General features: G+C 71.1%; 15 protein-coding genes. 4 read left to right on the top strand and 11 right to left on the bottom strand.

The features are described from left to right. Positions 1-94: 94 nt before the first annotated feature. From ACIBLC_RS32120 to ACIBLC_RS32110, 3 genes are all read right to left on the bottom strand, one after another. Positions 95-1177 carry a maleylacetate reductase gene (locus ACIBLC_RS32120; protein ID WP_399214857.1) on the bottom strand — a complete coding sequence of 361 codons (1083 nt, stop codon included), beginning with the start codon at positions 1175-1177 and terminating at the stop codon, positions 95-97. After that, positions 1174-2049, bottom strand: coding sequence for an intradiol ring-cleavage dioxygenase (locus ACIBLC_RS32115; protein WP_399214856.1), 876 nt, complete (start codon positions 2047-2049; stop codon positions 1174-1176). Before ACIBLC_RS32115 ends, ACIBLC_RS32120 begins: the two co-directional genes overlap by 4 nt. Before the next feature lie 61 nt (positions 2050-2110). Further along, on the bottom strand, positions 2111-3847 hold the full coding sequence (locus ACIBLC_RS32110) for an FAD-dependent oxidoreductase (RefSeq protein WP_399214855.1): 1737 nt from the start codon (positions 3845-3847) through the stop codon (positions 2111-2113). A 243-nt stretch (positions 3848-4090) separates the two neighbouring features. On the opposite strand from ACIBLC_RS32110, the gene ACIBLC_RS32105 reads away from it, so the two are divergent. Next, entirely contained in the window at positions 4091-5821 is a 1731-nt protein-coding gene (locus ACIBLC_RS32105) for a sigma-54-dependent Fis family transcriptional regulator (protein ID WP_399214854.1), read from the top strand. Positions 5822-5944: 123 nt separating this feature from the next. Here ACIBLC_RS32105 and ACIBLC_RS32100 read toward each other — a convergent pair whose 3' ends face one another. Together ACIBLC_RS32100 and ACIBLC_RS32095 are read right to left on the bottom strand one after the other, a co-directional pair. Beyond that, positions 5945-10240, bottom strand: a complete 4296-nt coding sequence (locus ACIBLC_RS32100) for a discoidin domain-containing protein (RefSeq protein ID WP_399214853.1) — start codon at positions 10238-10240, stop codon at positions 5945-5947. Between the two features lie 242 nt (positions 10241-10482). Then, positions 10483-12696, bottom strand: coding sequence for an MMPL family transporter (locus ACIBLC_RS32095; RefSeq protein ID WP_399214852.1), 2214 nt, complete (start codon positions 12694-12696; stop codon positions 10483-10485). A 598-nt stretch (positions 12697-13294) separates the two neighbouring features. Here ACIBLC_RS32095 and ACIBLC_RS32090 point away from each other — a divergent pair. Then, on the top strand, positions 13295-15247 hold the full coding sequence (locus ACIBLC_RS32090; protein WP_399214851.1) for a protein kinase: 1953 nt from the start codon (positions 13295-13297) through the stop codon (positions 15245-15247). Between the two features lie 32 nt (positions 15248-15279). Here the strand turns inward: ACIBLC_RS32090 and paaE are convergent, their stop codons facing one another. The 6 genes from paaE to ACIBLC_RS32060 form a co-directional block, all read right to left on the bottom strand. After that, complete coding sequence (gene paaE, locus ACIBLC_RS32085) at positions 15280-16392, bottom strand: 1,2-phenylacetyl-CoA epoxidase subunit PaaE (protein WP_399214850.1); 1113 nt, start codon at positions 16390-16392, stop codon at positions 15280-15282. Next, a complete protein-coding gene (gene paaD / locus ACIBLC_RS32080; protein ID WP_399214849.1) occupies positions 16392-16907 on the bottom strand; it encodes a 1,2-phenylacetyl-CoA epoxidase subunit PaaD in 516 nt (171 codons plus the stop codon). The genes paaE and paaD overlap by 1 nt, the downstream gene beginning before the upstream one ends. After that, entirely contained in the window at positions 16901-17731 is an 831-nt protein-coding gene (paaC, locus tag ACIBLC_RS32075; RefSeq protein WP_399214848.1) for a 1,2-phenylacetyl-CoA epoxidase subunit PaaC, read from the bottom strand. Before paaC ends, paaD begins: the two co-directional genes overlap by 7 nt. A 9-nt stretch (positions 17732-17740) precedes the next feature. Further along, the gene (gene paaB, locus ACIBLC_RS32070; RefSeq protein ID WP_399214847.1) at positions 17741-18043 is read right to left on the bottom strand and encodes a 1,2-phenylacetyl-CoA epoxidase subunit PaaB; all 303 of its coding nucleotides are present in this window, start codon (positions 18041-18043) and stop codon (positions 17741-17743) included. After that, the gene (paaA, locus tag ACIBLC_RS32065) at positions 18040-19026 is read right to left on the bottom strand and encodes a 1,2-phenylacetyl-CoA epoxidase subunit PaaA (RefSeq protein WP_399214846.1); all 987 of its coding nucleotides are present in this window, start codon (positions 19024-19026) and stop codon (positions 18040-18042) included. Before paaA ends, paaB begins: the two co-directional genes overlap by 4 nt. A 544-nt stretch (positions 19027-19570) precedes the next feature. Then, the gene (locus ACIBLC_RS32060) at positions 19571-20029 is read right to left on the bottom strand and encodes an SRPBCC family protein (protein WP_399214845.1); all 459 of its coding nucleotides are present in this window, start codon (positions 20027-20029) and stop codon (positions 19571-19573) included. A gap of 397 nt (positions 20030-20426) precedes the next feature. Here ACIBLC_RS32060 and ACIBLC_RS32055 point away from each other — a divergent pair, with 397 nt between their 5' ends. Together ACIBLC_RS32055 and ACIBLC_RS32050 are read left to right on the top strand one after the other, a co-directional pair. Next, positions 20427-23759, top strand: a complete 3333-nt coding sequence (locus ACIBLC_RS32055) for a right-handed parallel beta-helix repeat-containing protein (protein ID WP_399214844.1) — start codon at positions 20427-20429, stop codon at positions 23757-23759. 46 nt (positions 23760-23805) lie between these two features. Then, positions 23806-25053 (top strand): S8 family serine peptidase, encoded by a 1248-nt coding sequence (locus ACIBLC_RS32050; protein ID WP_399214843.1) that lies wholly within the window; start codon positions 23806-23808, stop codon positions 25051-25053. Positions 25054-25068 lie beyond the last annotated feature (15 nt).

The raw sequence follows: 25068 nt of genomic DNA, 5'->3' as shown, positions 1-25068 counted from the left end.
CGGTCACGGCCCATTCACGATCTTGAAGCACAGCGCGCGGCCTCGGGTGTCTCATCCTGAGACAGTGGCCGGCCGCCCCTCCGGGAGGGCCCTCCTAGACGGTGTCGCTCCGTGGTTCCCAGCCTTCGTACGCCGCCGTCAGCAGACCGAGCACACCGCTCGCGGTGACCTCGCGGGGGTTGGGATACGCCGTGGTCGTGGCCTGCGCGGCGGCGACCGTCAAATCGGCTTCCTTCAGGCCGAGTTCGGCCAGCGAGCGGGGAGCGCCGAGGTCGCCGGCCAGGGCGCGGAGGGCGCGGGGGACGTCGTCGGTGCCCAGGGCGCGCGCCAGGGCGGCGATGGCCTCGGGGGCGGCGGACGCGTTGTACGCCAGGACGTACGGGAGGACCACCGTGTGCGTCTCGGCGTGTGGCAGGCCGAAGGTGCCGCCGAGCACATGGCACAGCTTGTGGTGCAGGCCCATGGTCGTGGCGCCCAGGCAGGAGCCGCAGAGCCAGGCGGCGTAGAGGGCGCGGCCCCGCGCGTGGAGGTCGCCGGGAGCGGCGGCCACCCGGGGAAGAGCCCCGGCCATCGCCCGTACGCCCTCCTCGGCCATGAGGGAGACGAGCGGCGAGGCGTCCGGCGCGTACAGGGCCTCGGCGGCGTGCGCGAGCGCGTTGACGCCGCTGGTGACGGAGAGGGGGACGGGGAGTTCGAGGGTGAGCTCTGGGTCGTAGACGACGCTTTGGGGCTGGACGACGGGGTCGCGGCCGGTGCGCTTGGCGCCGTCCTCGGTGAGGCCCCAGACGGGGGTCATCTCGGAGCCGGAGTAGGTGGAGGGCACGGCGATCAACGGCAGTCCGGTGCGCAGCGCGATCGCCTTGCCGAGGCCGATCGCGGAGCCGCCGCCGACCGCGACACAGCCGTCGGCACCGATGGCCCTCGCCACCTCGACGGCCCGGTCGGCGACCTCCACCGGTACGTGCATACGGGCCTCGGTGTGCAGCCCCGCGCAGGAGTCGCCCAGTGCGTCGGCGACCGCTCGTGCGACCTCCGAGCCCCTTTTCCCGCACACCACGAGGACCCTGTGCAGGCCGAGCCGGGCGACCTCGGCCGGTGTCGCGGACACCGCGGCGCCGGGCCGGAAGACGACCCGCCCGGGCCGGCTCTCGTAGGAGAAGTCGAGCGCGGTGGTCATACGGGCTCCAGGACGAGGTCGAAGCGTGCGTACCGGAAGGGGTTCGGGACGCCGAACTCCCGTGCCAGGGAGGGGTCGTCGGTCTCGGCGAAGTCCTGGACCAGGCTGTCCTTGACGGCGAACACCGCGTCGGAGTCGAGGTATTGGCTGCCCGCCACGAAGATGTGCGTGGTGACGGGGGCGTGTTCGGCCGCCGAGGCGATGAAGTGGATGTGGGCGGGGCGGTACGGATGGCGGTCGGTGGCTTTCAGGAGCTCGCCGACCGGGCCGTCCGTCGGGATCGGGTACGGGCTCGGTACACAGGTGCGGAACCAGAAGTGGCCGTCGGCGTCCGCTGTGAAGAGCCCCCGTCCGTTGCCCGCGGGCTGGACGTCCGGCCGCTGGACGTCGTAGAAGCCCTCGGGGTCGGCCTGCCAGACGTCCAGGACCGCGCCCGGCAGGGGCGTGCCGTCCGGTGTCAGCACCCGGCCGCTGACCACGCACGGCTCGCCGGCGCCCACCAGGTCGATGTTCGCGCCGAGGGCGCGGACCGGTGACTCGGTCATGTGGAAGGGGCCCAGGACGGTCGACTCGGTCGCACCCGGATCACGGTGGCCGTTGATGGTCTCCACGAGCATCGAGACGCCGAGCACGTCCGACAGGAGGATGAACTCCTGCCGGGTGTCCGTACACATCTGCCCGGTCGCGGTCAGGAAGCCGACGGCCCGCTCCCATTCCTCCATGGTGGGCTCCGTCTCGCGGACGAAGTCGTGGAGGTGGCGGGTGAGCGCGGTCAGCAGCTCGCGCAGCCGGGGGTCGGTGGTCCGCGCGAGGCTGTCGACGACCTCCCCGGTGATATCGGCCGTGAGATCGGTCGGGCGTTCGATGGTCATTGCACTCCCCTGGTCCCGTCAGGCATGTCCGACGGTCCTGTCGGACAGGTCCTCCGAACCCTCAGGCATGTCCGAGGATCCGCCGCAGCGCCGCCGACAGCAACTCCTCGGCGGCGCCGGAAGCCGCCGGGTGCCGGAAGGCGACATACCCGTCAGGGCGTACGAGGAGGGCGCCGGCGTCGGAGATCTCGCTCAGCCGCGACCAGTCGCCGTAGGGGTCCTCGTACTCCTGTCCGGGCCCGATGACGACGGTGGCGACCGCCGTGTCGAGCGCCCCGGCCGCGCGCACCCAGCCCTCGCCGCCGATGCCCGTGACCAGCGTGAAGCGGCCCCGGCCGACCGTGTCGAGCGTGGACAGGGTGCGGGTCCCGGAGGTGATCCAGGCGTGCGGGAGCTTGGCGCCCGGGCGGGAGGAGGGCTGGTGGTGGAGCTCCGGGTCGCGGGCGAAGCCGGGGTCCGCCGAGCCGTCGGGGACGATCGCGCCGGACGCGTACCGCTGGTTGAGGTCGACGCCGTGCGCGTTGAACTCGTACACCTTGAACGCGATCGCGTCCCGCAGTGCCTGCCGCTGCTCGGCGGCCGCCTCGGTGGTGTCCTTGCGGGCGGCGATGTTGGCCCAGAGCTGCTCGGGGGTCTGCGGGGAGAGCCCGTCGAGGGCCTCGAAGATGGGTGCGGTCTCGCCGATCGACTTGTTGGCGCGGGTGACGATCTGCCTGCCGACCGGGGCGCGCTCGGCGGTGTACGTGTCGAGCAGCTTCGGCGTGGCCGTGCCGTCGAGGACCATCTTGAGCTTCCAGGCCAGGTTGTAGGCGTCCTGGATCGAGGTGTTGGAGCCGAGGCCGTTGGACGGCGGATGGCGGTGCGTGGCGTCGCCCGCGCAGAAGACACGGCCGTTGGAGTACGTCTCGGCGTACATCTCGTTGACCGTCCACGCCGAGGACGACTTGACGGTCACCAGGATCTCGTCGTCGCCCACGAGCTGCCGTACGACCGACTCGGCGTACTCGGTGGTCAGGTCGGGGGCGCCCGCGGTGACGTCGTACCCCCAGACGATCATCCACTCGTTCCAGGGGCGGACGTTGCGCACCAGGCCCGCGCCGATGCCGCCGACGGTCGCGCCGGGGGCCAGCACCCAGTAGAGGGTGGAGGGGCGGTGAGCGGTGTACTTCGCCAGGTCGGCGTCGAAGACGATGTTGATGCTGCCGGCGACACCCATCTGGCCGCCCATCGGCAGACCGGCGTCCTCGGCCACCTTGGAGCGACCGCCGTCGGCGCCGATCAGGTACTTGGCGCGGATCTCGTACGTGTCCCCGCGCAGCCGGTCGCGGACCGTGGCCGTCACGCCGTCGGCGTCCTGGGTGTGCGAGAGGTACTCCGTCTCGAAGCGCAACGACGTGCCGCGCGCGACCGCCGCGTCGACGAGCACCGGCTCCATGAGGTGCTGCGGCATGTCGCACATGCGGGTGGGGCTGGCGAGTTCGTGCGCGGCCTGGACGAGCGGGTCGTTGCCCCAGGAACGGACCCGGCCGAGTTCCTCGCCGGCGAGGCTGGTGCAGAAGGTCGTGTTGCCCATCAGGTGCTGCGGGGTGGCCCGCGCGATGACGTCCTGCTCCACGCCGAGGTCGCGGAGCACCTCCATCGTGCGCTGGTTGGTGATGTGCGCGCGGGGGGTCTCGGCGAGGCGGCCGTAACGGGTGGCGACGATGTTCGGTACGCCGTACGTGCTCAGGGCCAGCGCGGCCGAGGCGCCCGCGGGGCCGCTCCCGATGATGAGTACTTCGGTCTCGACGGTCTGCACGGGGAAGGCTCCTGAGGGTGTACCCGAGGGCTTGCCTGGGGGCGTGAACGAGCACCTGCCACTCTTGATCATGCGGTGCTGGGCGGGGGTTCGGGTGTCTCATTACGAGACACCGCGCGCCGTCGGTGGGAGGCCCTGCGCGTGACTCGTACGGGATCCCGCGCGCCGCCCGGGGCCCGGTCGGACGACAGTCCCCGGGGCGGTGGTCTCGCCCGGCATACGCCCGATACGGTGGGAGATGTCGTGAGCACCGTAGAGCACTCCCCCGCCCTCCCCGCTCTCGCGCCGCTGCGCCGGGCACGAGAGCGGTTCCTGACGGGGCGCCCGCTGCCCGACGGCGTGCCGGACGAGGTGGTCGCGGCCTGGCGGCGCGCCCGGTTCTTCGGCGTACCGCACGACCTGAAGGAGCCCGCCGAGTTCGCGGCGGGCGCGCGGCCCGAGTCGGCGCTGCTGTCCGCGGCCCGTCCCGTACTCGAACGGCTCGCACCCGCCCTCGGCACCGGACGCTCCTCCCTGGTCCTCACCGACGAGCGGCTCCGGGTGCTGTGGGTGGCCGGGAGCGCGCCGGGCGACGAGCGGTGCACCGACCTGTCCGAGCGGGAGGTGGGGCACAACAGCGCGGCACTCGCCCTGCGCACCCGGCGGCGTGCCGAGGTGCACGGCCCCGAGCACTTCCTCGACCTGTGGCAGGACGTGTCGGCGGTGAGTGTGCCGGTGCTGGCCCCCGAGACCGGGCAGGCGCTGGGCACGGTGACGGTCGCGTCCGGCCTGTGCGCGGAGTGTTCGCCGCATCCCGGGGCGGCCCTCGCCGAGGCCGCCGCCGCGGCGGTGGAGGCCGAACTCCTCGCCAGGACCCGGGCGGTCGAGCGGGTGCTGCTGGACGCGTACTTGACCGCGACGCGAGCTCCGGCGCCCGCGGTGATCGCCCTCGACGGACGGAACCGGCTGGTCAGCGAGGCGGCGGCACGGCTGCTGTCGCCGGAGGGCCTGGAGGTGCTGGAGCGGAGCGCGGGCGCGGTCCTTCGACCGGGCGCGCCTTCGGAGTCGTACGCCGTCGAACTCCCCGACGGCGCGGGCTGTACGGCTCGGCTCACTCCCGTACGTCATCTCGGCTCGGTCATCGGTCTGCTCGCCGTGCTCGAACCGCTCGGCGCGACGGCGGGACAGCCCGCGCCGCGCGCGCCGGTCGTCCTCGCCGGGCGTTCGGTTCCCTGGCGGCACGCGGCCGGTCGGGCGGCGGAGTTGGCACGGTCCAGGGAGCCTTTGCTGCTGACCGGCGAGCGTGGCACGGGAAAGACCGCTCTGGCCCGCGAGCTGATCGGGGATTCCGCGCCGCTGACCGTGGATGCGGCGGAGGGCGAACTCGCTCTGCCGTACGAGGAGTTGACGGGCGGTCGGCCGTTGCTTCTGCGGCACGCCGAGCGGCTGGCCCAACCGGACGTCGCCGCTCTGAACACTCTGCTCGACGAACACCCGGGCGGGCCTCTGCTGGTCACCTACACACCGGGGACACCGCCGGGCCCGTGCCTCCAGCGGCTGCTGGACAGCCTGGCCGCCCGCACGGTCGTCCTCCCGGCGCTGCGTGAACGCGCGGAGGACATCAAGGAGTTGCTCGCCGCGCTGTCCCCGCACCCCGCCCCGGGAAGGCCTCCGCTGACCTGGACACTCGATGCACTGCGGGCCCTGGAGAAGTATCCGTGGCCCGGCAATGTCACTGAACTCGCCCATCTTGTAAGGGCGTTGGCGGAGGATCGCCGGACGGCCGGGCCTGTCCGGCGTGCCGAGTTGCCGGACCTCGTCCGGGAGGGGTCCGCGGCGCGGCGCCTGAGTCCGATGGAGAACGCCGAACGCACCGCCATCCTCGAGGCGCTGCGCCGCCATGGCGGCAACAAGGCGCGTGCGGCGGTGGCGCTGGGGATCGGCAGGGCGACGCTGTACCGGAAGCTGCGGGGCTATCGCGACCCGCGCGGGTAGGGAGCGGCCAGGAAGCGGTGTCGACTCAGGCTCGGGAAACGGCGTCCGCTCCGGAACAGGTCGGGTGGCGGGGCGGTTGAGCCCCGCCACCCGACCGTGCCGTATCTCGGCGCACAGAGTGCGCTACGGCAGCAGGTTGATCCTGAACGTGGACGTCGTGTTCCTCACGTCCACCGCGTTGTCGTTCAACTTCAGGTTGTGGAAGGTGACTTCACCGACGGCGGGCCCCTGGCCGGCCTCCGGCATCTCGTTGGCCCACAGGCCGAACCCGGACTTCGCGTCGTAGGCGTCGCCGCTCTTGCGCGCGCCGGAGATCGTCACGTCCGTGAGGATGGTGTCCTTGATCGGGAACTGTGGCTGTCCTCCCACGTAGTTGGTCTGGAACATGATGCCGCTGTACGTCGGATCGACGATGTCGACGTTGTTGACACGGATTCCCTGGAAGACCTTCGAGGCGGAGAACAACCAGATGCCGGGGAAGGTCTGCCCTCCCCAGAAGTGGCCGCCCGCGCGGACGATCGAGATGTTCTCCAGGGTCGTCGGCTGGGTGCCGAAGCCGTTCATCGGGTAGCCGAAGTCCAGCGAACTGACCGTGATGCCGGAGTAGACGAGGGTGTCGGCGATGTGGATGTTGCGGAAGGTGTTGTCGTACCCGCCGTAGACGGCGATACCCGCCGCACGCCACGTCAGGATCGTGGTGAGGTTCTCGAAGAGGTTGTTCTTCTCGTCTGCCCCGCCCGCGTCGATCGCGGAGAACAGCGCGAAGCTGTCGTCGCCGGTGGCCCGCGCCTCGTTGTTCACGACATGGTTGTCCGTGCTGCCGTTGGTCATGTTGACGCCGTCGGCGAACATGTCACGGATCCGCGAGTTCTTGATGGTGACGTTGTCGGTGTTGGCGCCCCAGTAGAGGCACACCATGTGTTCGTTCCAGATGTTGTCGATGGTGATGTCGGAGACGTTGGAGAAGTCGAAAACCTTGCCCGGACCGTCGATGCGGGACGTGTAGTTGCCGAAGTACGCGAAGTTCGCGAACGACGACCCCTTGGCGGTGTTCTCGGCCCGGAAGCCGATGTCGGTGTTCTCCTGCGAGGACGGTGCGCGGAAGCGCGTGAACCAGGGTCCGGCGCCGACGACCTTGACGGCCTTGCCGTACACCTGGAACTTGCTGGACGTCTCGTAGTCACCGGCGGGCAGATAGACGCCGACGAGTGTGCCCGTCGTGTCCATGCGCACCTTGTCGAGCGCGTTCTGCACGTCCTGGTGCGAGAAGCCGGCCGGCACGGTGTACGTCGCCGGGTCCGGGTTGGGGATCGCCGAGACCTGCTCCAGGCTCACGAAGTCGATCGCGTACGTGGAGGTGTTCGCGGCGTCCTTCTGGAGCCGGATCCTGCTGCCGGCCGGGACGGTCTGGCCGAGCATCAGGTTCGCCTCGTCGTAGATGTGCCGTGGCGCGCCCGAGCTCGGGGAGTTGCCGGGGCCGGCTTCCGCCCCGTACAGCCAGGCGTACTTGGACGTCAGGTCGATGGCCTTGAGGAAGGTGCCGTTGACGTAGACGTTCAGGTTGGAGTTCGTGCCGCCGCCACTCGCCGAGTCGGGGAGGGAGAAGCGGGTCACCAGGGTGTTGGTGCTGGCCTTGGTGGTCCATTCCACGTAGTTGCCGGTGTTGTTGAGCGTGACGGCCTTGCGGCCCGAGGCCTCGCCCGCGATGTCGCCGACGGTGCGGTTGGGGCCGACGGTCTGGGCTCCGCCGCCCACGGTGCCGTCCTCGGCCTCGTAGTTGTCGAACGGCAGGTTGGCGCCGCGGCCGACGAACAGGGACTGGCTGCTGGTGTTGTTGGCGCGCTTGACCTCGAGTTCGTTGGCGTCGGGGGCGATCACCGTCTTCACGGTGAACTTGCCGTTGCCCGCGGTCCAGGTGCCGAGGTTCACCGGGGCGGCGGTGGCGCCCGCCGCGATCGCGCCGCTGTGGGCGCCGGTGAGGGTTTTCACCGTCGCACCCGCGGAGTCGAGCACGGTGAGTGTGATGCCGTGGCTCCCGGGCGCGGTGGCCACGGTGCCCTGGTTCTTGAGGGCGACGGAGAAGGTGACCGTGTCGCCCTCGGCGGGCGAGCTCGGGGACCAGCTGACGGGTGAGGCCACCAGGTCGGAGCTGGAGACCGGCCTGACGACGAGGGCGGTGGGGCTGGTGTAGGAGTTGTTGGCCTCGTTCTGCTCGATGACCTTGTTGTCCGGGTCGGCGGTCGCGCCGACCTGGTACGTGCCGGCCTCACGAGCCCCGATGTCGGCGGTGACCGTCGCCGAGGCACCCCCGGCGAGTGCGCCGACCGCGGCGGTGCCCACCTTGGTGCCGCCCAGCTGGAACTGGACGTCGGTGGCGCCCGACGCTTCGGTGCCCGCGTTGCGCACGGTCGCCGTCAGCTTCACGGCGTCGGACTCGACGGGACCGGCCGGGGCCGAGGTGATGCCGGTGATCTGGAGGTCCGGGTTCGGGGCGGGTGTGCCCAGCACCTGGAACTCGGCGACCTGTCCGGCGGGCGCCCCCGAGTTGGCGGTGACCGCGAGCTGTACGTCCGCGACGCGGCCGGAGACGGGGATCCGCACGGTGTTGCCGCTCGCCGGGTCGAACGTGTAGTCCTTCGCGGCGGCCAGGCTCGTGAACGAGGTGGCGTTCTGACTCCGGCCGAGCACCTGGATCCGCTGGGTACGGCTGCCCCAGGCGGCGTCCGGACTGAGCTTGAGCACAACGGTGTTGACGTCGGCGTTCGCGCCGAGCCTCACGGTCAGGCTGTTCGGGTACGCGCCCGGACCGCCTTCCCAGTACGTGCTGGTCCTGTCGTCGTTGGCGTTCTCCGCGACGAACGTGAAGACGGAGGACGACGCCGTGATCGCCTTGCCGACGGCGAGGTTCGCGTCGTCGGTGGTGGAGCCGTTGCGGGTGACGGTGTTGCTGTTGACGGACTGGTTGCCCGCCGCGTCCTTGGCCCGCACGTGGTACGTCACCGTGGCCGAGGTGGGCTGGGTGTCCGTGTAGGTCGTGACCGTGCCGGCGACGCTCTGGCGCAGAGTGCCGTTCGCGTAGACGTCGTAGCCGGTGACCGCCACGTTGTCGGTGGACGCCTGCCAGGTGAGCTTGACCTGACCGCTGGTGGCCTCGGTGAAGGCCAGACCCGCGGGTGCGGTCGGGGCCTGGGTGTCGCCCGAATCGCCGGTGCGGGTCACGGTGTTGCTGTTGGCGGACTGGTTGCCTGCCGCGTCCTTGGCCCGCACGTAGTAGGCGACGGTCGCCGAGGCGGGCTGGGTGTCGGTGTACGTGGTGGCGGTACCGGCCACCGAGGTGCGCAGCTCACCGTTGGCGTAGATGTCGTAGCCGGTGACGCCGACGTTGTCGGTGGCGGCGTTCCAGGTCAGCTTGATCTGCCCGGTGGCGGGTTGGGTGAAGGCGAGCTGGGTGGGCGCGGTGGGTGCCTGGGTGTCACCCGTGTTCGGCCCGTAGACCTCCAACTCCGCCAGCTGTCCCGCGGGTTGACCCGTGTTGGCGGTGACGAGAACCCGGACGTAGCGCGTGGTGGTGGCGTTGAAGCTGAGGGTCTGCGACTGGTCGTTCGCGGCGTTGAAGGCGTACGCCTGCGACGCGGAGAGGTCACTGAAGTCCGAACCGGTCGCGCTTCCCTGGATCTTGAGGGTCTGCGTCCGTGCGCCCCAGTTGGCCGGCAGTCGCAGCGTCACCCGGTCGACACGTACGGACGAGCCGAGGTCGACCTGCACCCACTGCGGGAGGGCGTCGTTGGAGCTCTCCCAGTAGCTGGCCCGGTTGCCGTCGCCCGCGTTCGCCGCGATGTAGGTCTGTGTGGAGCTGCTCGCGGTGAACTGCTTGCCCGCGGCCAGGTTTCCGGAGGAGTCGCTCGCGCCGTGCACCTCGAGCTCGGAGAGCTGGGCGGCGGCCCATCCGGTGTTCGCGGTGATGTTGACGCGCACGAAGCGGGTCTGGGTGGCCGGGAACGAGACGGTCACCGTGTTGCCCGCGCTCGGCGTGAAGGCGTACGACGCCGAGGACTTGATGGTGTCGAAGCTGGTGCCGTCGGCGCTGCCCTGCACGGAGAGCGTCTGGTTGCGGCTCTCCCACGAGCCCGGGAGCTTCAGGACCACCTCGTCCACGCGGACCGTGGAACCGAGGTCGGTCTGTGCCCACTGGGGGAAGGACGATCCCGAACTCTCCCAGTAGGTGGCCGCGTTGCCGTCCGTGGTGTTGGCCGGCCCGAGCCCGGAGTTGGAGCTGCTCGCCGTGGCGGCCTTGCCCACGGCGAGGTTGGGTCCACCGGCCGCCGTCGCGGCCGTGGTCAGCGCCGGAAGCCCTATCAGGGCCAGCGCGGTGGTCAGCAGAGCGGCCAGCAGTCGGCCTCTCCAGCGATGTCTGGTCATGGTTCCCCTGCCCTTGAGCGGTGTCGGCACCTGCGACGCGGAAGACTCACAAGAGAGCGAGAATCGAGTTTTTGCGTTCAGTTATTGCAGATTTGCATGATGATGTTGTTGAGTCCACAGTCTGTGCAGAGATAGTTGCTCGCTGGAGTTGAGAAGAGCACAGCAGAGCCGCGACAGACGGTGTCTGTCGCGGCAGGGATGCTGAACTTCGGCGGCGCCGCCGAGCTCGGTGGAAGGCGGCGCTAGACCTGGGCCGGTTGCTCGTCCGAGGGCCCGCCGGGGCGGGTCCTCCCGATCTCGTGCTGGAGGCGGTCGCCCTCGATGTCGAGGTCGGGGATGTAGGTCGCGAACCACTTCGGGTGGTACCAGATCTTCGCTCCGACGATCGCCATGACGGCGGGCACCAGGGTCAGCCGGACCACGAACGCGTCGAGAAGCACGCCGACGGCGAAGCTGAACCCGATCGCCTTGACGGTCGGGTCGTCGGTGAACATGAAGGCCACGAAGATGCTGAACATGATCAGCGCGGCGGCGGTCACGACGCGCGCGGACAGCCCCGTGCCGCGTCGCACGGCCCTGACCGCGTCACCGTTCCTGGTGAAGTCCTCCTTGATGCGCGAGACGACGAACACCTCGTAGTCACTGGAGAGTCCGAAGATGATCGCGAGCATCAGGAGCGGCAGGAAGCTGATCGTCTGGCTGGGCGTGATGCCGAACAGGTGCTGTCCCCAGCCCCATTGGAACATCGCGACCTGCGCGCCGAATGCCGCGGCCACCGACAGCAGGAACCCGATGATGGACTTGATCGGCACGAGGATCGTGCGGAACGCCAGCGTCAGCAGCAGGAACGCCAGGCCGACCACGACGATCAGGAACACCGGCAGCGCGGAGGAGAGTTTGTCGGACACGTCGATGTTGGAGGCGGTGGTACCGCCGACCAGGAGCGTTGCGCCCGTGTCTCCCGCGACCGCGGTCCGGTCGTCCCGGATGCGCTTCACCAGGTCCGTGGTGGCGTCGTCGTTGGGGCCGGTGCTGGGGGTCACCCGGATGACGGCGACGCCGTTGTCCGCGGCCATCGGCGCGGCGGACACGACGCCGGGGATCTTGGCCAGCCGCCCGGTGATCGGGCTCGCCGCGGCGGCGTTGGGCACACCGTCGGCGACCACCAGGAGCGGGCCGTTGAAGCCTGCGCCGAAGTTGGCCGTGGTCAGGTCGTAGGCCTTGCGCGCGGTGTCGCTCTTCGGCTTCGACGATCCGCTGGGCAGCCCCAGGTCCATCGCGGTGACGGGCAGGGCGAGCAGCACGAGGAAGGCGGTCCCGCCGATCAGCAGGGGTACCCGGCCGCGTACCACGAACCGTGCCCAGCGGGCCCCGAAGGTGCGCTCCGGTTCGTTGGCCGCGATCTGGGCGACGTTCTCGTGGTGGCCCCGGCGCAGCGGCGTACTGATGAACCTCGCCACCTTGTTCCCGGCGAAGCCCAGCATGGCGGGCATCAGCGTCAGGGCGATGAGCAGGGCGACCAGTACGGCTCCCGCGGCGGCGAAGCCCATCACGGTCAGGAACGGGATGCCGACCACGGCGAGTCCGCACAGCGCGATCATCACGGTGAGCGCGGCGAAGACCACCGAGCTGCCCGACGTGCCGGCGGCCAGGGCGACCGAGTCCTCGATGCTCATGCCGGTGAGCAGGTTGTTGCGGTGCCGGGCCAGGATGAACAGTCCGTAGTCGATGCCGCAGGACAGTCCGAGCATCGTCGCGACGGTCGTCGAGGTCGAGGCGATGGTCATGACGGACGCCAGCGCGGACACGCTCATCAGCGTGACGACGATCCCGATGATGGCGGTGAGGATCGGCAGCCCGGCGGCCACGAGGGCACCGAAGGTGATCGTCAGGATCACGAAGGCGACGAGCAGGCCGATGAGTTCGGGCAGTTCCGAGATCGCCTCGTTCCAGCCCGGGTAGACGCTTCCGGAGTACTCGACGTCCACGCCGGCGTTCCGCGCGGGTTCCACGGCGGCCTTGACCGCGTCCAGGGTCGATTCCCTCACGTCGGTCGGCTGTGCGGCGTACTGCACCGACCCGAGGGCGACGTTGCCGTTCTTGGAGATCGCCTTGGCGGTGAAGGGGTCGGTGACCAGGCCTACTTGGGGCACCTTCTTCAGCCGCCCGATCGAGGCCTCGATGCCCGCCTTGTACGAGGGGTCGGTGACCTTGGTGTCCCCCTGGGCCGCGAACACGATCTGTGTCTGGCCACCGCTCAGTGCCGGCAGCTTCTCCTTGAGCAGGTTGGTGGCACGCTGCGACTCCGTCCCGGGCACCGTGAAGGTGTTGTCGGTCTTGCCTCCGCCGACGACCGAGAGGGTGATCGCGGTTCCGGCCGCCAGGATCCACAGGGCCAGCACGAGTCGGCGGCGCCGGAACGCCCAGCGGGCCAGCCGGTACAGGTAGACGGACACGCGTGCTCCCGGACGTAAGGACCAGCTCCCGCCCGATCGGCGAAGGGCTCGGCCGACGCGCGCGGAGAGCCCCGCCGGTGAGCGGAGAGCCCGGTTCCGCGCTCTCCGCCCACTGTCGGCTCGCCCTCGGGCCACCGCGAGGAGGGGAGGCCATCCGGGGGAACGCCGACGCGGCGCCACGAGGGCTTGCCCCGCGATTTCCTGTCTGCTCACCCTTGAGGAGACTTGCGTGATCACGTGCTCGCCGCGTCCGTCCCCGGACGCGCCCCGGCCATCGAGGACTCCGCCTGACGCCGACCGGAGCCCCGGAGCCAGGCGATCGAGGGAGTCGGGGCCGGGTGCCCTCGAGCGGACGCGGGCCGGATTCGTCCTGGCGATCCGGCCGGCCGGCGACCCCTGGCGAACCCTCGCCGATCGGCCTCGCAGGCACGGTTGGTCTGGACTATCTGCCCTCGCCCGCGCAGCCGCCGGCCAGGCACGGGCTGAACTCCCGTCGTACAGAAACCCCTTGCGGCGGAAGCCGGCCAACTCTCCTGTCGCACAGGCGTGCTGCGCTAGTCTCGCGGTTACACGCGCCACGCTAGAGACCAGGATCCCCATGCCAGACCACCACCGCAGCCGGTCCGAAACCCTGGCCTATGCGGCAGCCGGTATGGAAACGCCGCCCGTGATCCCGCTCCGGAAGAAGGATCCACGGCAGGCGGGCCCCTACAGCCTGGAGTCGGTGCTCGGCAGCGGCGGCATGGGCCGGGTCTATCTGGGCCGGAAGACCACCGGCAGGCCGGGCCTCGCTGCGGTGAAGGTGATCCGGCCCGAGTACGCCGAGGACCCGCTGTTCCGGAAGCGGTTCGAGCGCGAGATCGGCGCGCTCAACCGCGTCAAGGGAGCCCACATCGTGCGGCTGATGGGCAGCGGCTGCGACGAGGACCTGGTCTGGGTCGCCACCGAGTACATACCCGGGCCCACTCTCGCGGAGGTCGTCAGCGCGCGCGGACCGATCGACTCGGCTGCGGCCTGGCGGCTGCTGGCCGACGTGGGACGGGCGATCGAGTCCATCTGGCGCGAGGGGCTCGTGCACCGCGACCTCAAACCGTCCAACGTGATCCTGGGGGCGGACCGTGCCCGTGTCATCGACTTCGGCGTCGTCCAGGCCGCGGACGCCACCACCATCACCGCCACGGGCCAGAACGTGGGAACACCCGCCTACATGTCCCCGGAGCAGGTCAGAGGCACAGGGGTGACCGCCGCCTCTGACGTCTTCTCGCTGGCCTCCACCCTCACCTTCGCCGTGGCGGGGCAGGCGCCTTTCGGCGACGGTACGGGCGTCGACGTACTGCACCGGGTGGCCTTCGAACCGCCCCGGGAGGAAGCCCTCAACAAGGTGATGTCGGTCGACGCGGAGCTGGCCGCGTTCATCCGGACCTGCCTGGACAAGGATCCCGAGCGACGTCCGTCGCCGGAGACCGTGTTCAGGACCGCCATCGGGCACCAGCTGTCCGACCCGGCCGGCAGTCCGTCGCGCTCCGCCCGGAATCGCGCGACCGCCCCGGCCGAGCAGGCCGCCGCCCTTCCGTCGGCACCGCCCGCCGTCCCCGGCACGCCCGGTGGCCCTGCCGTCTCCCGCTCGAGGAAGCGCGGAGGGTTACTGGCCATGAGCGCCGTGGCCGTGGCGGCAGCCGTCATCGCCGGAGGCATCACCATGGCGCTGCTGCCGGACGGCAGCGGCGCCCGGGCATCGGCCGACATCGACCCTCAGACGTCCCCGGCCGTGATCGGAACCCCGGCCACGGCGCCGACCAGTTCTCCCACGACGCTCGCCTCCACTCCGCCGAAACCCCGGACGGCCGACGAGTCGTCGGCTCCGGAGGCCACCCGGGATGCCACGGCACTGGACATCCGGTCCGACGCGTGCCCCGCCGAGATCGCGTCCGGAGCCGACGGCGACTGCGTGCGTGCCCTTCAGCTCCTCCTCACCGGCTACGGCCTGAACGTCACGGCCAACGGTCGGTTCGACGCGGAGACCCTCGCCGCGGTCAAGGTCTTCCAGACCGCGGCCGGGACGACCGCCGACGGAAAGGCCGGGGCACGGACCAAGACCCTTCTCTACGGTCAGCCGCGCGGCCCTGTCCGGCTCGGCAAGGTCACCGTGACCCAGAGCGTCGGTGCCGAGCAGGTCGCGAGATGTCTGGACGTCGCCTCCGGAGGCGCGGACGCGGAGGTCTGGGCGTGCGGGGGCACCGCCACTCAGCGATGGGCCCTGTACCGGGTGCCCGGAGAGAACTCCCAGTACATCGTCGTCAACCAGGGCAACCACCGCTGCCTGGACGCCGGTACGGCCGGCCAGGGCACCCGGATCCGGACCAGAAGCTGCGACGGCCTGAACGCCCAGAAGTGGCGGCTCGGCACCTCCGGCTCGGCCGGCGGCACCCTGGTCAGCCTGCCCGACGGCTTCTGCCTGGACGCCGAGGCCACCACCTCCGGTCAGGACGGTCAGCGGGTCCAGGCGTGGGGATGCGCGGGCAGCGTCAACCAGGTGTGGAAGTGGTCCTGACACCCGCTCCCTGAAGGAGACCGGAGGTGCGGTCAGGTGTCGTAGTCGACCGTCAGTGTCTCGGAGACGGGAAACGACTGGCAGGTCAGCACGTACCCGGCTTCCACTTCGGCGGGTTCCAGGGCGTAGTTGCGGCGCATGTCCGCCTCGCCGTCGGTGATCCGGGCGCGGCACGTACCGCACACCCCTCCCTTGCAGGCGAAGGGGAGATCCGGGCGGACGCGCGCGGCGGAGTCGAGAAGCGTGCTCTCGCGTGGCAGTCGCGCGGTGGTGGAGCGGCCGTCCAGGGTGACGGTGACGCGGCTCGCGGGCCCCGTCGGCACGGCCTCCTCGTGGCGGGCGTACTCGATCGGTTCGTCGGCGAAGAAGAGTTCCCGGTGGACGCGGTCGAGGGGCACATCGAGCCGGGCGAGGACCTGTTGGGCATCACGGACCATGCCGTGCGGGCCGCACAGCCACCAGTGGTCGGCGCCCGGTACGTCGATCAGCCCCTCGATGAGTGCGCCGAGGCGGTCGCCGTCGAGACGGCCGGAGAGGAGTTCCGCCTCGCGGGGCTCACGTGAGAGGACGTGTGCGAGCTGGAAGCGGGCGTGGAACTCGTCCTTCAGGTCCGCCAGTTCGTCGGCGAACATCACGGTGTCGGTGCGGCGGTTGCCGTAGAAGAGCGTGACGCTGGAGCGGTTGTCGGCCGCCAGTACCGATTCGGCGATGGACATCATGGGGGTGATCCCCGAACCGGCCGCGATGAGCACATGGTGGCCGGGCTCGGTGAGGTCGGGTGTGAAGGATCCGGTGGGGGCCATCACCTGGATGGTGTCGCCCGCCCTCACCTCGTGGACCAGCCAGGAGGAGAACAGTCCGCCGGCGACCTCCCGAACACCGATACGGGGCGATGCTCCCGCCGGTGAGCAGATCGAGTAGGAGCGCCGCTCGTCACGTCCGTCGATGTCACGCCGCAGGGTGAGCGACTGTCCGGGGCCGAAGGCGAACTCCTCCGCCAAGGCGCCGGGGATCTCGAAACCGACGGCGACGGCGTCCGCGCAGAGACGTTGCACCGAGGCGACGCGCAGCGGATGGAAGGCTGGGCGGCGTCGGCGTGCTGTCGTCGCGGGGGCACCGGCGGCCGGTGCCATCAGCTCTGCCATCAGATCTCCTTGACGTACTCGAACGGCTCACGGCAGACGCGGCAACGCCACAGCGCCTTGCAGGAGGTGGCCGCGAAGCGGGAGGTCTCCTCGGTGTCGACCGACGCGCAGCGCGGGCAGGGAATGGTGCGCCGGATCGGCGAAAGGTTCAGGGGAACGGGTCCCGGTGGCAGCTTCGGTGCCACCATGGGCGGCGCGATGCCGTGTTCCGCGAGTTTGTGGCGTCCCGCGGGAGTGATCCAGTCGGTCGTCCACGGGGGGTCGAGGACCGTGCGGATGTCGACGCGGTCGAAGCCGGCCGCCCGCAGGCGTGCCGCGACCCCGGCTCGCATCTCGGCCATGGCCGGGCACCCCGAATAGGTGGGGGTGAGGCTGGCGACGACCGTGCCGTCGGCCTCGATCGTGACGCCGCGCAGCACACCGAGGTCCGCCAGGGTGAGCATGGGCAGTTCGGGGTCGGGAACCTGTTCGGCGATGTGCCGGGCGCGCCGGACATCGGTCAGGACGGTCACCATGTCGCCTCCGGGTGAGCGCGGGAGACACTCTGGAGCTCTGCCAGCAGCGGGGCGAGGTGCTCGGTGTGCTCACCCTGCCGGCCGTTGCCGGGCAGCGGCGCGGTCCGCGGCATGGGAAGCCCCGCGGCGTCGAGGACCTGCTGAAGGTCCGACAGCACCGCGCTCCGCGCGTCGTACGCGGCGAACAGTTCCTCCCAGTAGGGGGCCAGGGTTTCCAGGGCCACCCGCATACGGGCGTGCGACTCCTCCGTTCCGTCTCCCAGACGCACGGCCCACTCGGCGGCGTACTGCCGGTGGTAGGTGAGTTCCTTCATGCCCTTGGTGGCGATGGCCGCGAGCACCGGGTCGGGCGAGGCGGCCACCTCGGTGAAATGGGCAAGACGCCAGCTGGACAGTACGAGCAACCGCACGATGGAGACCGCGAAGTCTCCGTTGGGAAGCTCGGCGAGACGCACGTTGCGGAAGTCGGCGGCGTCGCGGAAGTAGGCGTAGGCATCCTCCGTACGACCGGTGCCGTCCACCTGGCCGCAGCGCGCGTACAGCAGCCGCGCCTGGCCGAGCAGGTCGAGTCCGATGTTCGCCAGTGCCACCTCCTCCTCCAACTCGGGTGACCGGGTGACCCATTCGGCGAGCCGTTGGGCAAGGACGAGGGCGTCGTCGCCAAGTGCCGTGCAGGAGGCGGCCAGTTCGGCGGCGTCGACGCTCTGGGGCACGGCGGTGTCCACCCCGTGCAGCGGGTCCTCGAAGCCGGTGCCGAACGCCCAGCGGGCGTCGCCGTCGTCGTGCCCCTCGGCCAGAGTCATGTAGACGTGGTCTTCGCTCATCCCCAGCTCCTAGATGTGTGGGACATCGTCGGGGATGTCGTAGAAGGTCGGGTGCCGGTACACCTTGTCGGCGCTGGGGGCGAAGAAGGAGTCCTTCCCGTCCCGGGTGGAGGCGGTGATGTGTTCCGAGCGCACGACCCAGATGCTGACGCCTTCGTTGCGCCGGGTGTAGAGATCGCGTGCGTGAGTGAGGGCCATCCGGTCGTCCGCCGCGTGCAGGGAGCCGACGTGGACGTGGTTGAGACCGCGCTTTCCGCGGATGAACACCTCGTACAGGGGCCAGTTGTGCGTCTCTGTCTCCGTGCCGCTCATACCGCCGCCTCCGCACGGGCCCGGGCGGCCTGCTTGGCGGCGTGGGCGCCGGCGGCCTCACGCACCCATGCGCCCTCTTCGTGCGCGTCGCGGCGGCACCGCACCCGCTGCTCGTTGCACGGGCCGTTGCCACTGATCACTTCTTTGAGCTCCGAGTAGTCGGGGGTGCCGAAGTCGTGGTGACCTCGCTCCTCGTTCCAGCGCAGCTCCGGGTCGGGCAGCGTCACCCCGAGCTTCGCCGCCTGGGGCACGGTCATGTCGACAAAGCGTTGGCGCAGCTCGTCGTTGCTGTGCCGCTTGATCTTCCAGGCCATCGACCGGGCGGAGTTGGGCGAGTCGTCGTCGGGCGGGCCGAACATCATCAGCGAGGGCCACCACCAGCGGTTCACCGAGTCCTGCACCATCTCCCGCTGGGCTTCCGTGCCGCGCATCATCGTCATCAGCAGTTCGTAGCCCTGCCGTTGGTGGAAGGACTCCTCCTTGCAGATCCGCACCATGGCGCGTGCGTAGGGCCCGTACGAACTGCGGCAGAGGGGCACCTGGTTGCAGATCGCCGCGCCGTCCACGAACCAGCCGATGACGCCGACGTCGGCGAAGCCGGGCGTCGGGTAGTTGAAGATCGACGAGTACTTCTGGCGGCCTTCGATCAGCCGCTCCGTGAGGTCCGTCCGGTCGACTCCCAGGGTCTCGGCGGCCGAGTACAGGTACAGCCCGTGGCCGGCCTCGTCCTGGACCTTCGCGAACAGGATCGCCTTGCGGCGGAGCGACGGCGCCTTGGTGATCCATTCGCCCTCGGGCTGCATGCCGATGATCTCGGAGTGCGCGTGCTGGGCGATCTGCCGGATCAGCGTCTTGCGGTAGCCCTCCGGCATCCAGTCGCGCGGCTCGATCCGCTGGTCCCGTGCGATGGTCGCGTCGAACTGGGACTCCAGTTCCCGCTCGGCCTCGCTGCCGGATGCCGCGGCGGCACGTGCTGTAGCCATCCCTACCACCTTCCCTACCGACCATTCGTTCGGTTTATCATAAGGCGATCCCTACCCGGCCTGGCAAGCTCCGGTCACCTATCAGTACCCGGAAAAGGGCAACCGCCGGTCAGAGGGGCGGGCCGTACGGCGGTGCGGAGGCCCTCCGTGGGGCGTCAACGTCTTCCCGGCGAGGTCGAGGAGATCGTGCTGCGGATGCCGGCCGTCGGCCCCGCCCAGCGCGGGGCCGGCGCGAAGACCATCGCGCAGGGGGTAAGGGCGGCGTCGAGGTCGCGATCGTCGACCCGGAACGCTGGAAAGGTCGCTGGGGAGGCTCCGCCGCCAAGGACACCCGGCGCCCCTGAGCAGCCGCGGGTTCGTCCCACGCGTCCGAAAGCAGCCGTCGACGCGGCGCTCACTCGGCACTCCGGCAGACCCGCCCGGAACCGGGGCGCTCCGGCAGGCCCGCCCGACCGGCCGGAGCGCCCAGTTTCACCGCCTGACCGGCGGATCCGTCCGCGGTACGTCAGCCTGGTGCGTCAACGCGGTGCGTCGGCGCAGTACGTCAACGCGGCGCGATCGACGCCTCGGCCGCCGTCTTGATCCTGGCGCCGAAGCCGTCGGCGTCCTTGCGGGCGGCGGCGAGCGCCAGACCGACGAGAAGCTTGCCCACGCCGTGGCCTTCCAGCACGTTGAAGAGGCGGACCCGAGTCCTGCCTTCGCCCAGCGGCTCCAGGTCGTAACCGCCCTCGCGCGCCATCACGCTGTTCTTCGACACCTCGGCCCACCGGATCCGCCCCGGGGCTTCGAGTTCGGTGATGCGGAACTCCCTGGCGGACTTCATCCCGGCGTCCTTGACCGTGCTGCGGAAGATCGTGCCCACAGCGGTCGGACCGTCGGGGGTCCGCTCGATCTTGAGCACCCGGGGGCTGAACTCCGGGTCGTTGCGCCCGTCGGCGAGGTAGGCGAACACCTCCTCGACAGGCCGGTCGATCTCGACCACCGCTTCGAACTGTCCTGACATGGCAACTCCTGATCGATCGGGCCGCAACGCGCCCGCGCCCGTAACGACAGACGTCCGACGGACCGCTGTGCCTCGTGGAAACCGCCTCGCGCCCGCGTGAGGGAACGCGAGAGCCACGCCGTACCGCCTGTCGTAGCGGCATCGCGACCCTACGGGACCATCAGGCGTCTCGCGAGGCGAACGCGAACGCGGGGTGTTACGGCACGGTGTCCAACAGGACAGCGGCGCGGCCGGGGCGATTCACCGGGCCCCGCGGCCGGTCGCACCCGGCGGGAAAGGTGGCGGCCGGGACTCGGGCCGACGTGTCAACACCGGTCGCAGGCAGGCATGATGGGGCCGTCGGCACCCTGTCACAGGGCGATCAGCGCCGTGAGAGGCTGCGAGAGATGGAGAGCGCGTGTCACGCCAGGTACTGACGGTCCGCCCCGACGGAACCGGCGGCTTCCGCACGATCGGTGAGGCGCTCGCGGGGGCGCGCAGCGGTGCGGTGATCAGCGTGGGACCCGGGACGTACGAGGAGAGCCTCGTCGTCGGCACCCGGGTGACCATCGTCGCCGAGCAGTCGCGGGGGACGGTGGAGATACGCCCCCGGCGCGGCAGCGCGGTCAGCCTGCGCGCCGACGCCGTGATGCTCACCGATCTGGTGCTGCGCGGCCGGGACGAGGACCTGCCCGCCGTGGACGCGGTCCGCGGCCAGGTGGCGATGGACGGCTGCGAGGTGACCGGCTCCGCGTGGACGGCCGTCCTCGCCCGGGAGACCGGTTCGCTGGCCATGCGCGACTGCCGGATCAGCAACCGCGTGGGGGCCGGCGTGGTCGTCACCTCGGCCGTGGAGAGTTCGCTGGAGTCCTGCACCGTGGAGCATCTGGGCACGTCGGGTGTGGTCATCGGTGAAAGGGGCCGGGTCTCGGTGCGCGGCTGCACCGTGCGCGACGCGCGGGCCAACGGGATCCTGGCCAACGGGGACGCCCAGGGATCCGTCGAGGACTGCGACATCTCCTCCACCGACCAGCCGGCCGTGGCGCTGGAGGGCCGCTGCACCACCCGCGTCCTGCGCACGGTCGTCCACGACGTCGCGATCGGAGTGCATCTGACCAGTGCCTCCCGCACCGTCCTTGAGGACATCAGGGTCACCGCGACCACCGGTCCGGCCTTCGTCGTCTCGAACGGCAGCGACCCGTTGCTGCGCCGCTGCCGCACGGCCCGTACGGCGGGCAACGGCCTGCTGGTCACCGACCGGGGGCGCGGCACGTACGAGGACTGCTGGCTGGACTCCTCCCAGGCGCCCGCGCTGCGGGTGACCGGCTCCGGCTCACCGTCGCTGACCTCGCTGACGGTGCGGGACTGCGCGGGCCCGGCCGGTCTGCTGCTGGAGGAGGAGTCCACCGCCGAGCTCGACCGGGTGGAGGTGGTCGACGCCGCGGGCGCCGGGATCCGGATCGCGACCGGCGCCAACCCGATGATCCGCCGCGCCCGGATCAGCGGCGCGGGCGGCAACGGCGTCGAGGTCGTCAAGGACGGCCGGGGACGGCTGGAGGACAGCGAGATCGCCCGGACCGGCGCGGCGGGCATCCACGTGGAGAGCGCGGGCAACCTCTACGCCGGGGGCACCACCGTGCTCGCGCCGACCGCCGCGGGCCTGTCCGTGGGCACGGACGGGATCCTCACGGCCCGCGACTGCGAGATCCACGAAGCCGCTGCCGACGGCGTGGTCGTCGAGGCGGACGGCGAGCTGACCGGCACCCGGCTCCAGGTCAACGGCGCCCCGGAGTGCGGTGCCGTGATCCGCAAGGGCGGCCGGGCCTCACTCAACGGGTGCACCCTGGCCGGCAGCGGCAAGGACGGACTGCGGGTGGAGACCACCCTGCCGGTGTCCGTCGTCAACTGCACGGTCCGCGACAACGCGGGCAGCGGCCTGGTCCAGTCCCAGCCCGGCGACCGGCTGGCCGTCGAAGGCCTGACCACCAGCGGCAACGGCCGCCGCGACGCCTGGGGATACGGCGACGCCGAGGGCACCGACCCGGCCGGCACCACGCCGGACGGTGCGGACGCGGCCGGGGAGAGCGGTCCACTCGCCGAGCTGGAGGCGCTGATCGGACTGGCCAACGTCAAACAGCAGGTCCGCACCCTCGTCAACCTCACCCAACTCGCGCAGCGCCGGGCCCAGTTGGGCATGTCGGCGCCGCCGATGAGCCGCCACCTGGTTTTCGCCGGCCCGCCCGGCACAGGCAAGACCACCGTCGCGCGCCTCTACGGCACCGTCCTGGCCCAGCTGGGCGCGCTGCGCTCCGGGCACCTGGTCGAGGTCTCGCGCGCCGATCTCGTCGCCCAGGTCATCGGCGGCACCGCCATCAAGACCACCGAGACCTTCAACAAGGCGCTGGGCGGGGTGCTGTTCATCGACGAGGCGTACACCCTGACCGCCGACGGCGGACGTTCGGGACCCGACTTCGGGCGGGAGGCCGTGGACACCCTGCTGAAGCTGATGGAGGACCACCGCGAGGACGTGGTGGTCGTCGCGGCCGGCTACTCCGGGGAGATGCAGTCCTTCCTCAACAGCAACCCCGGGCTGGCGTCCCGCTTCTCGCGGACCGTGGAGTTCGAGAACTACGCGGTGCACGAACTGGTGGCCATCATGGAGACCATGTGCGCCCGGCACCAGTACGAGCTCGGCGAGGGCACCAGCGCCGCGCTCGCCGCGCACTTCGACCGCATGCCCAAGGACGCCACGTTCGGCAACGGCCGGGCCGCCCGCCAGGTGTTCGAGGAGATGGTCGACCGGCAGGCCGTACGGCTGTCCACTCAGCCCGACGTGAGCGAACGGGACCTGAGTCTGCTGCTCCCCGAGGACGTCGGCGTGCAGGTCCCGGCGGGCCCGCACGGGACGGCGGACGAGCCGGACCGCGGCGACGCCCTGTCCCGGCTCGGCGACATGGTGGGGCTGGCGGCCGTGAAGCGTGACGTCACCGACCTGGTCAACCTGCTGTCGACCGCCAAGCGGCGGGAGGCCGCCGGGCTGCCGAGTCCCCGGGTCAGCCACCATCTGGTCTTCACCGGCCCGCCCGGCACCGGCAAGACCACCGTCGCCCGCCTCTACGGCGAACTGCTCGTCTCCCTCGGGGTGTTGCCACAGGGACAGCTCGTCGAGGTGGCGCGGGCCGACCTCGTGGGCCGGTACGTCGGCCACACCGCGCAGTTGACCCGCGAGGTCTTCGAACGGGCCCGCGGAGGCGTGCTGTTCGTCGACGAGGCCTACACGCTCACACCGGCGGGCGGCTCCTCCGGCTCCGACTTCGGCCAGGAGGCCGTGGACACGCTGCTGAAGCTGATGGAGGACCACCGCGACGAGGTGGTCGTCATCGTGGCCGGCTACACCCGGGAGATGGAGTCCTTCCTGGCGTCCAACCCGGGCCTCTCCTCGCGGTTCTCGCGGCGCGTGGAGTTCGCCGACTACACCTCCGACGAGCTCGTCACGATCGTCCGCATGCATGCGGACGGTTCGGGCTACGAGTGCGGGCCCGGGGTGGGCGCACTGCTGCGTGAGTACTTCGACTCCCTGCCGCGCGACCGCTTCTTCGGCAACGGGCGGCTGGCCCGGCAGGTGCTGGAGTCCATGGTGACCCGGCAGGCCGGCCGGGTCAGCGCCATGGCCGCACCGGGCCTGGACGACCTGCGGCTCCTGCTGCCCGGCGACGTGCCTGGGGTGCGGACGCCGTCCGCGGAGGGCTGAGGGGACGGGCCGTTCGCGGCCGACGGCTGCCCGTAGGATGCGGGGCATGTCTCGGCGCTCCCCTCTGCCTCATCTCCCGCTAACGGCACGGCTGTTGACCGTGCCCCTGTGCCTGGGAACGCTGTTGCCGCTGGTTGGCGGGCCCGAGGCGTCCGCCGCGGACGGCACCCCGGTACGGCTGCCCGTCATGCCCGCACGACTGGACGCGGACACCGCCTGCACCAGCGCCTCCACCCAGCGGGCCACGACCGTGCCCTGGGAGCAGCGGAACCTCCAACTGACGCGCACCTGGCCGTTCTCGGACGGTTCCGGGGTGACCGTTGCGGTGGTGGACACCGGGGTGTCCACGGCGGCGCCCGCCCTGTCCGGCCGGGTCGGCGCGGTGGGGGCGGCGGCCAAGGACTGTGTAGGGCACGGGAGTTTCGTCGCGGGACTGGTCGCGGCGGCCACGGTCGACGGTGTGCGGTTCGCGGGGGTCGCCCAGCGGGCGAGGATCCTCGCGGCGCGCGGCACGGACGAGCGGGGTACGGCCACGGCGCAGAGCGTCGCGTCGGGGATCCGCGCGGCGACGGCGGCCGGTGCCGACGTGATCACCGTTTCGCCGGCTCTGGTGCAGGGGTCGGACGGGCTGACGGAGGCCGTCGAGGCGGCTCTCGCGAAGGACGTGCTGGTGGTGGCGGCCGCCGTGCCCGACCCTCCGGCCAAGCCCTCGGCCCAGGACGAGGAGCCGACCGCGCGGGCGTACTGGCCCGCCGCGCAGTCCGGTGTGCTGTCGGTGCTGGACGTGGACGCGCAGGGGCAGCGTCCGGACGACGCCCTGCTGCCGCGCGGTGCCGACCTGGCGGCGCCCGGTGACGGAGTGGTCGGGATCGGCGCGCGCGGCAGCGGACACTTCATCGGCTCGGGAGCGTCCTTCGCCGCCGCGTACGTGGCCGGGGCCGCGGCTCTGGTGCGTTCCGCCCACCCGGACCTCACCGCCGCGGAGACCGCCGCCCGCCTCACGGCGAGCGCCTACCCCGACGTCGTACCCCGGCTCGACCCGTTCGCGGCCGTGACGGAGGTGACCCCGGAGAGGACCGCCCGGGCGGCGGCCCCGGCGGCGGGCGCCGCGGTACGGCTGCCCGGGGACGACGCGGCCCTGCCGGTCCGCCGGGCCGTACTGTTCGCGGCGGCGGGCGCGGCACTGATCCTCCTGGTGACCTGGGCCGCCCTGGCTCTCCCCCGAGCCCGCACCCGCCACTGGCGACCGGCGGGCACGCCGACTGCCGACGAAGGCGGCGGCGCCCGGAGTTGAGGGGCGGGCGCCTCC

The organism is Streptomyces sp. NPDC050535, assembly GCF_044457665.1.
Lineage (GTDB): Bacteria > Actinomycetota > Actinomycetes > Streptomycetales > Streptomycetaceae > Streptomyces.
The sequence above is the reverse complement of the archived record's forward strand: the minus strand, read 5'-3'. Positions and strand labels throughout refer to the sequence as shown.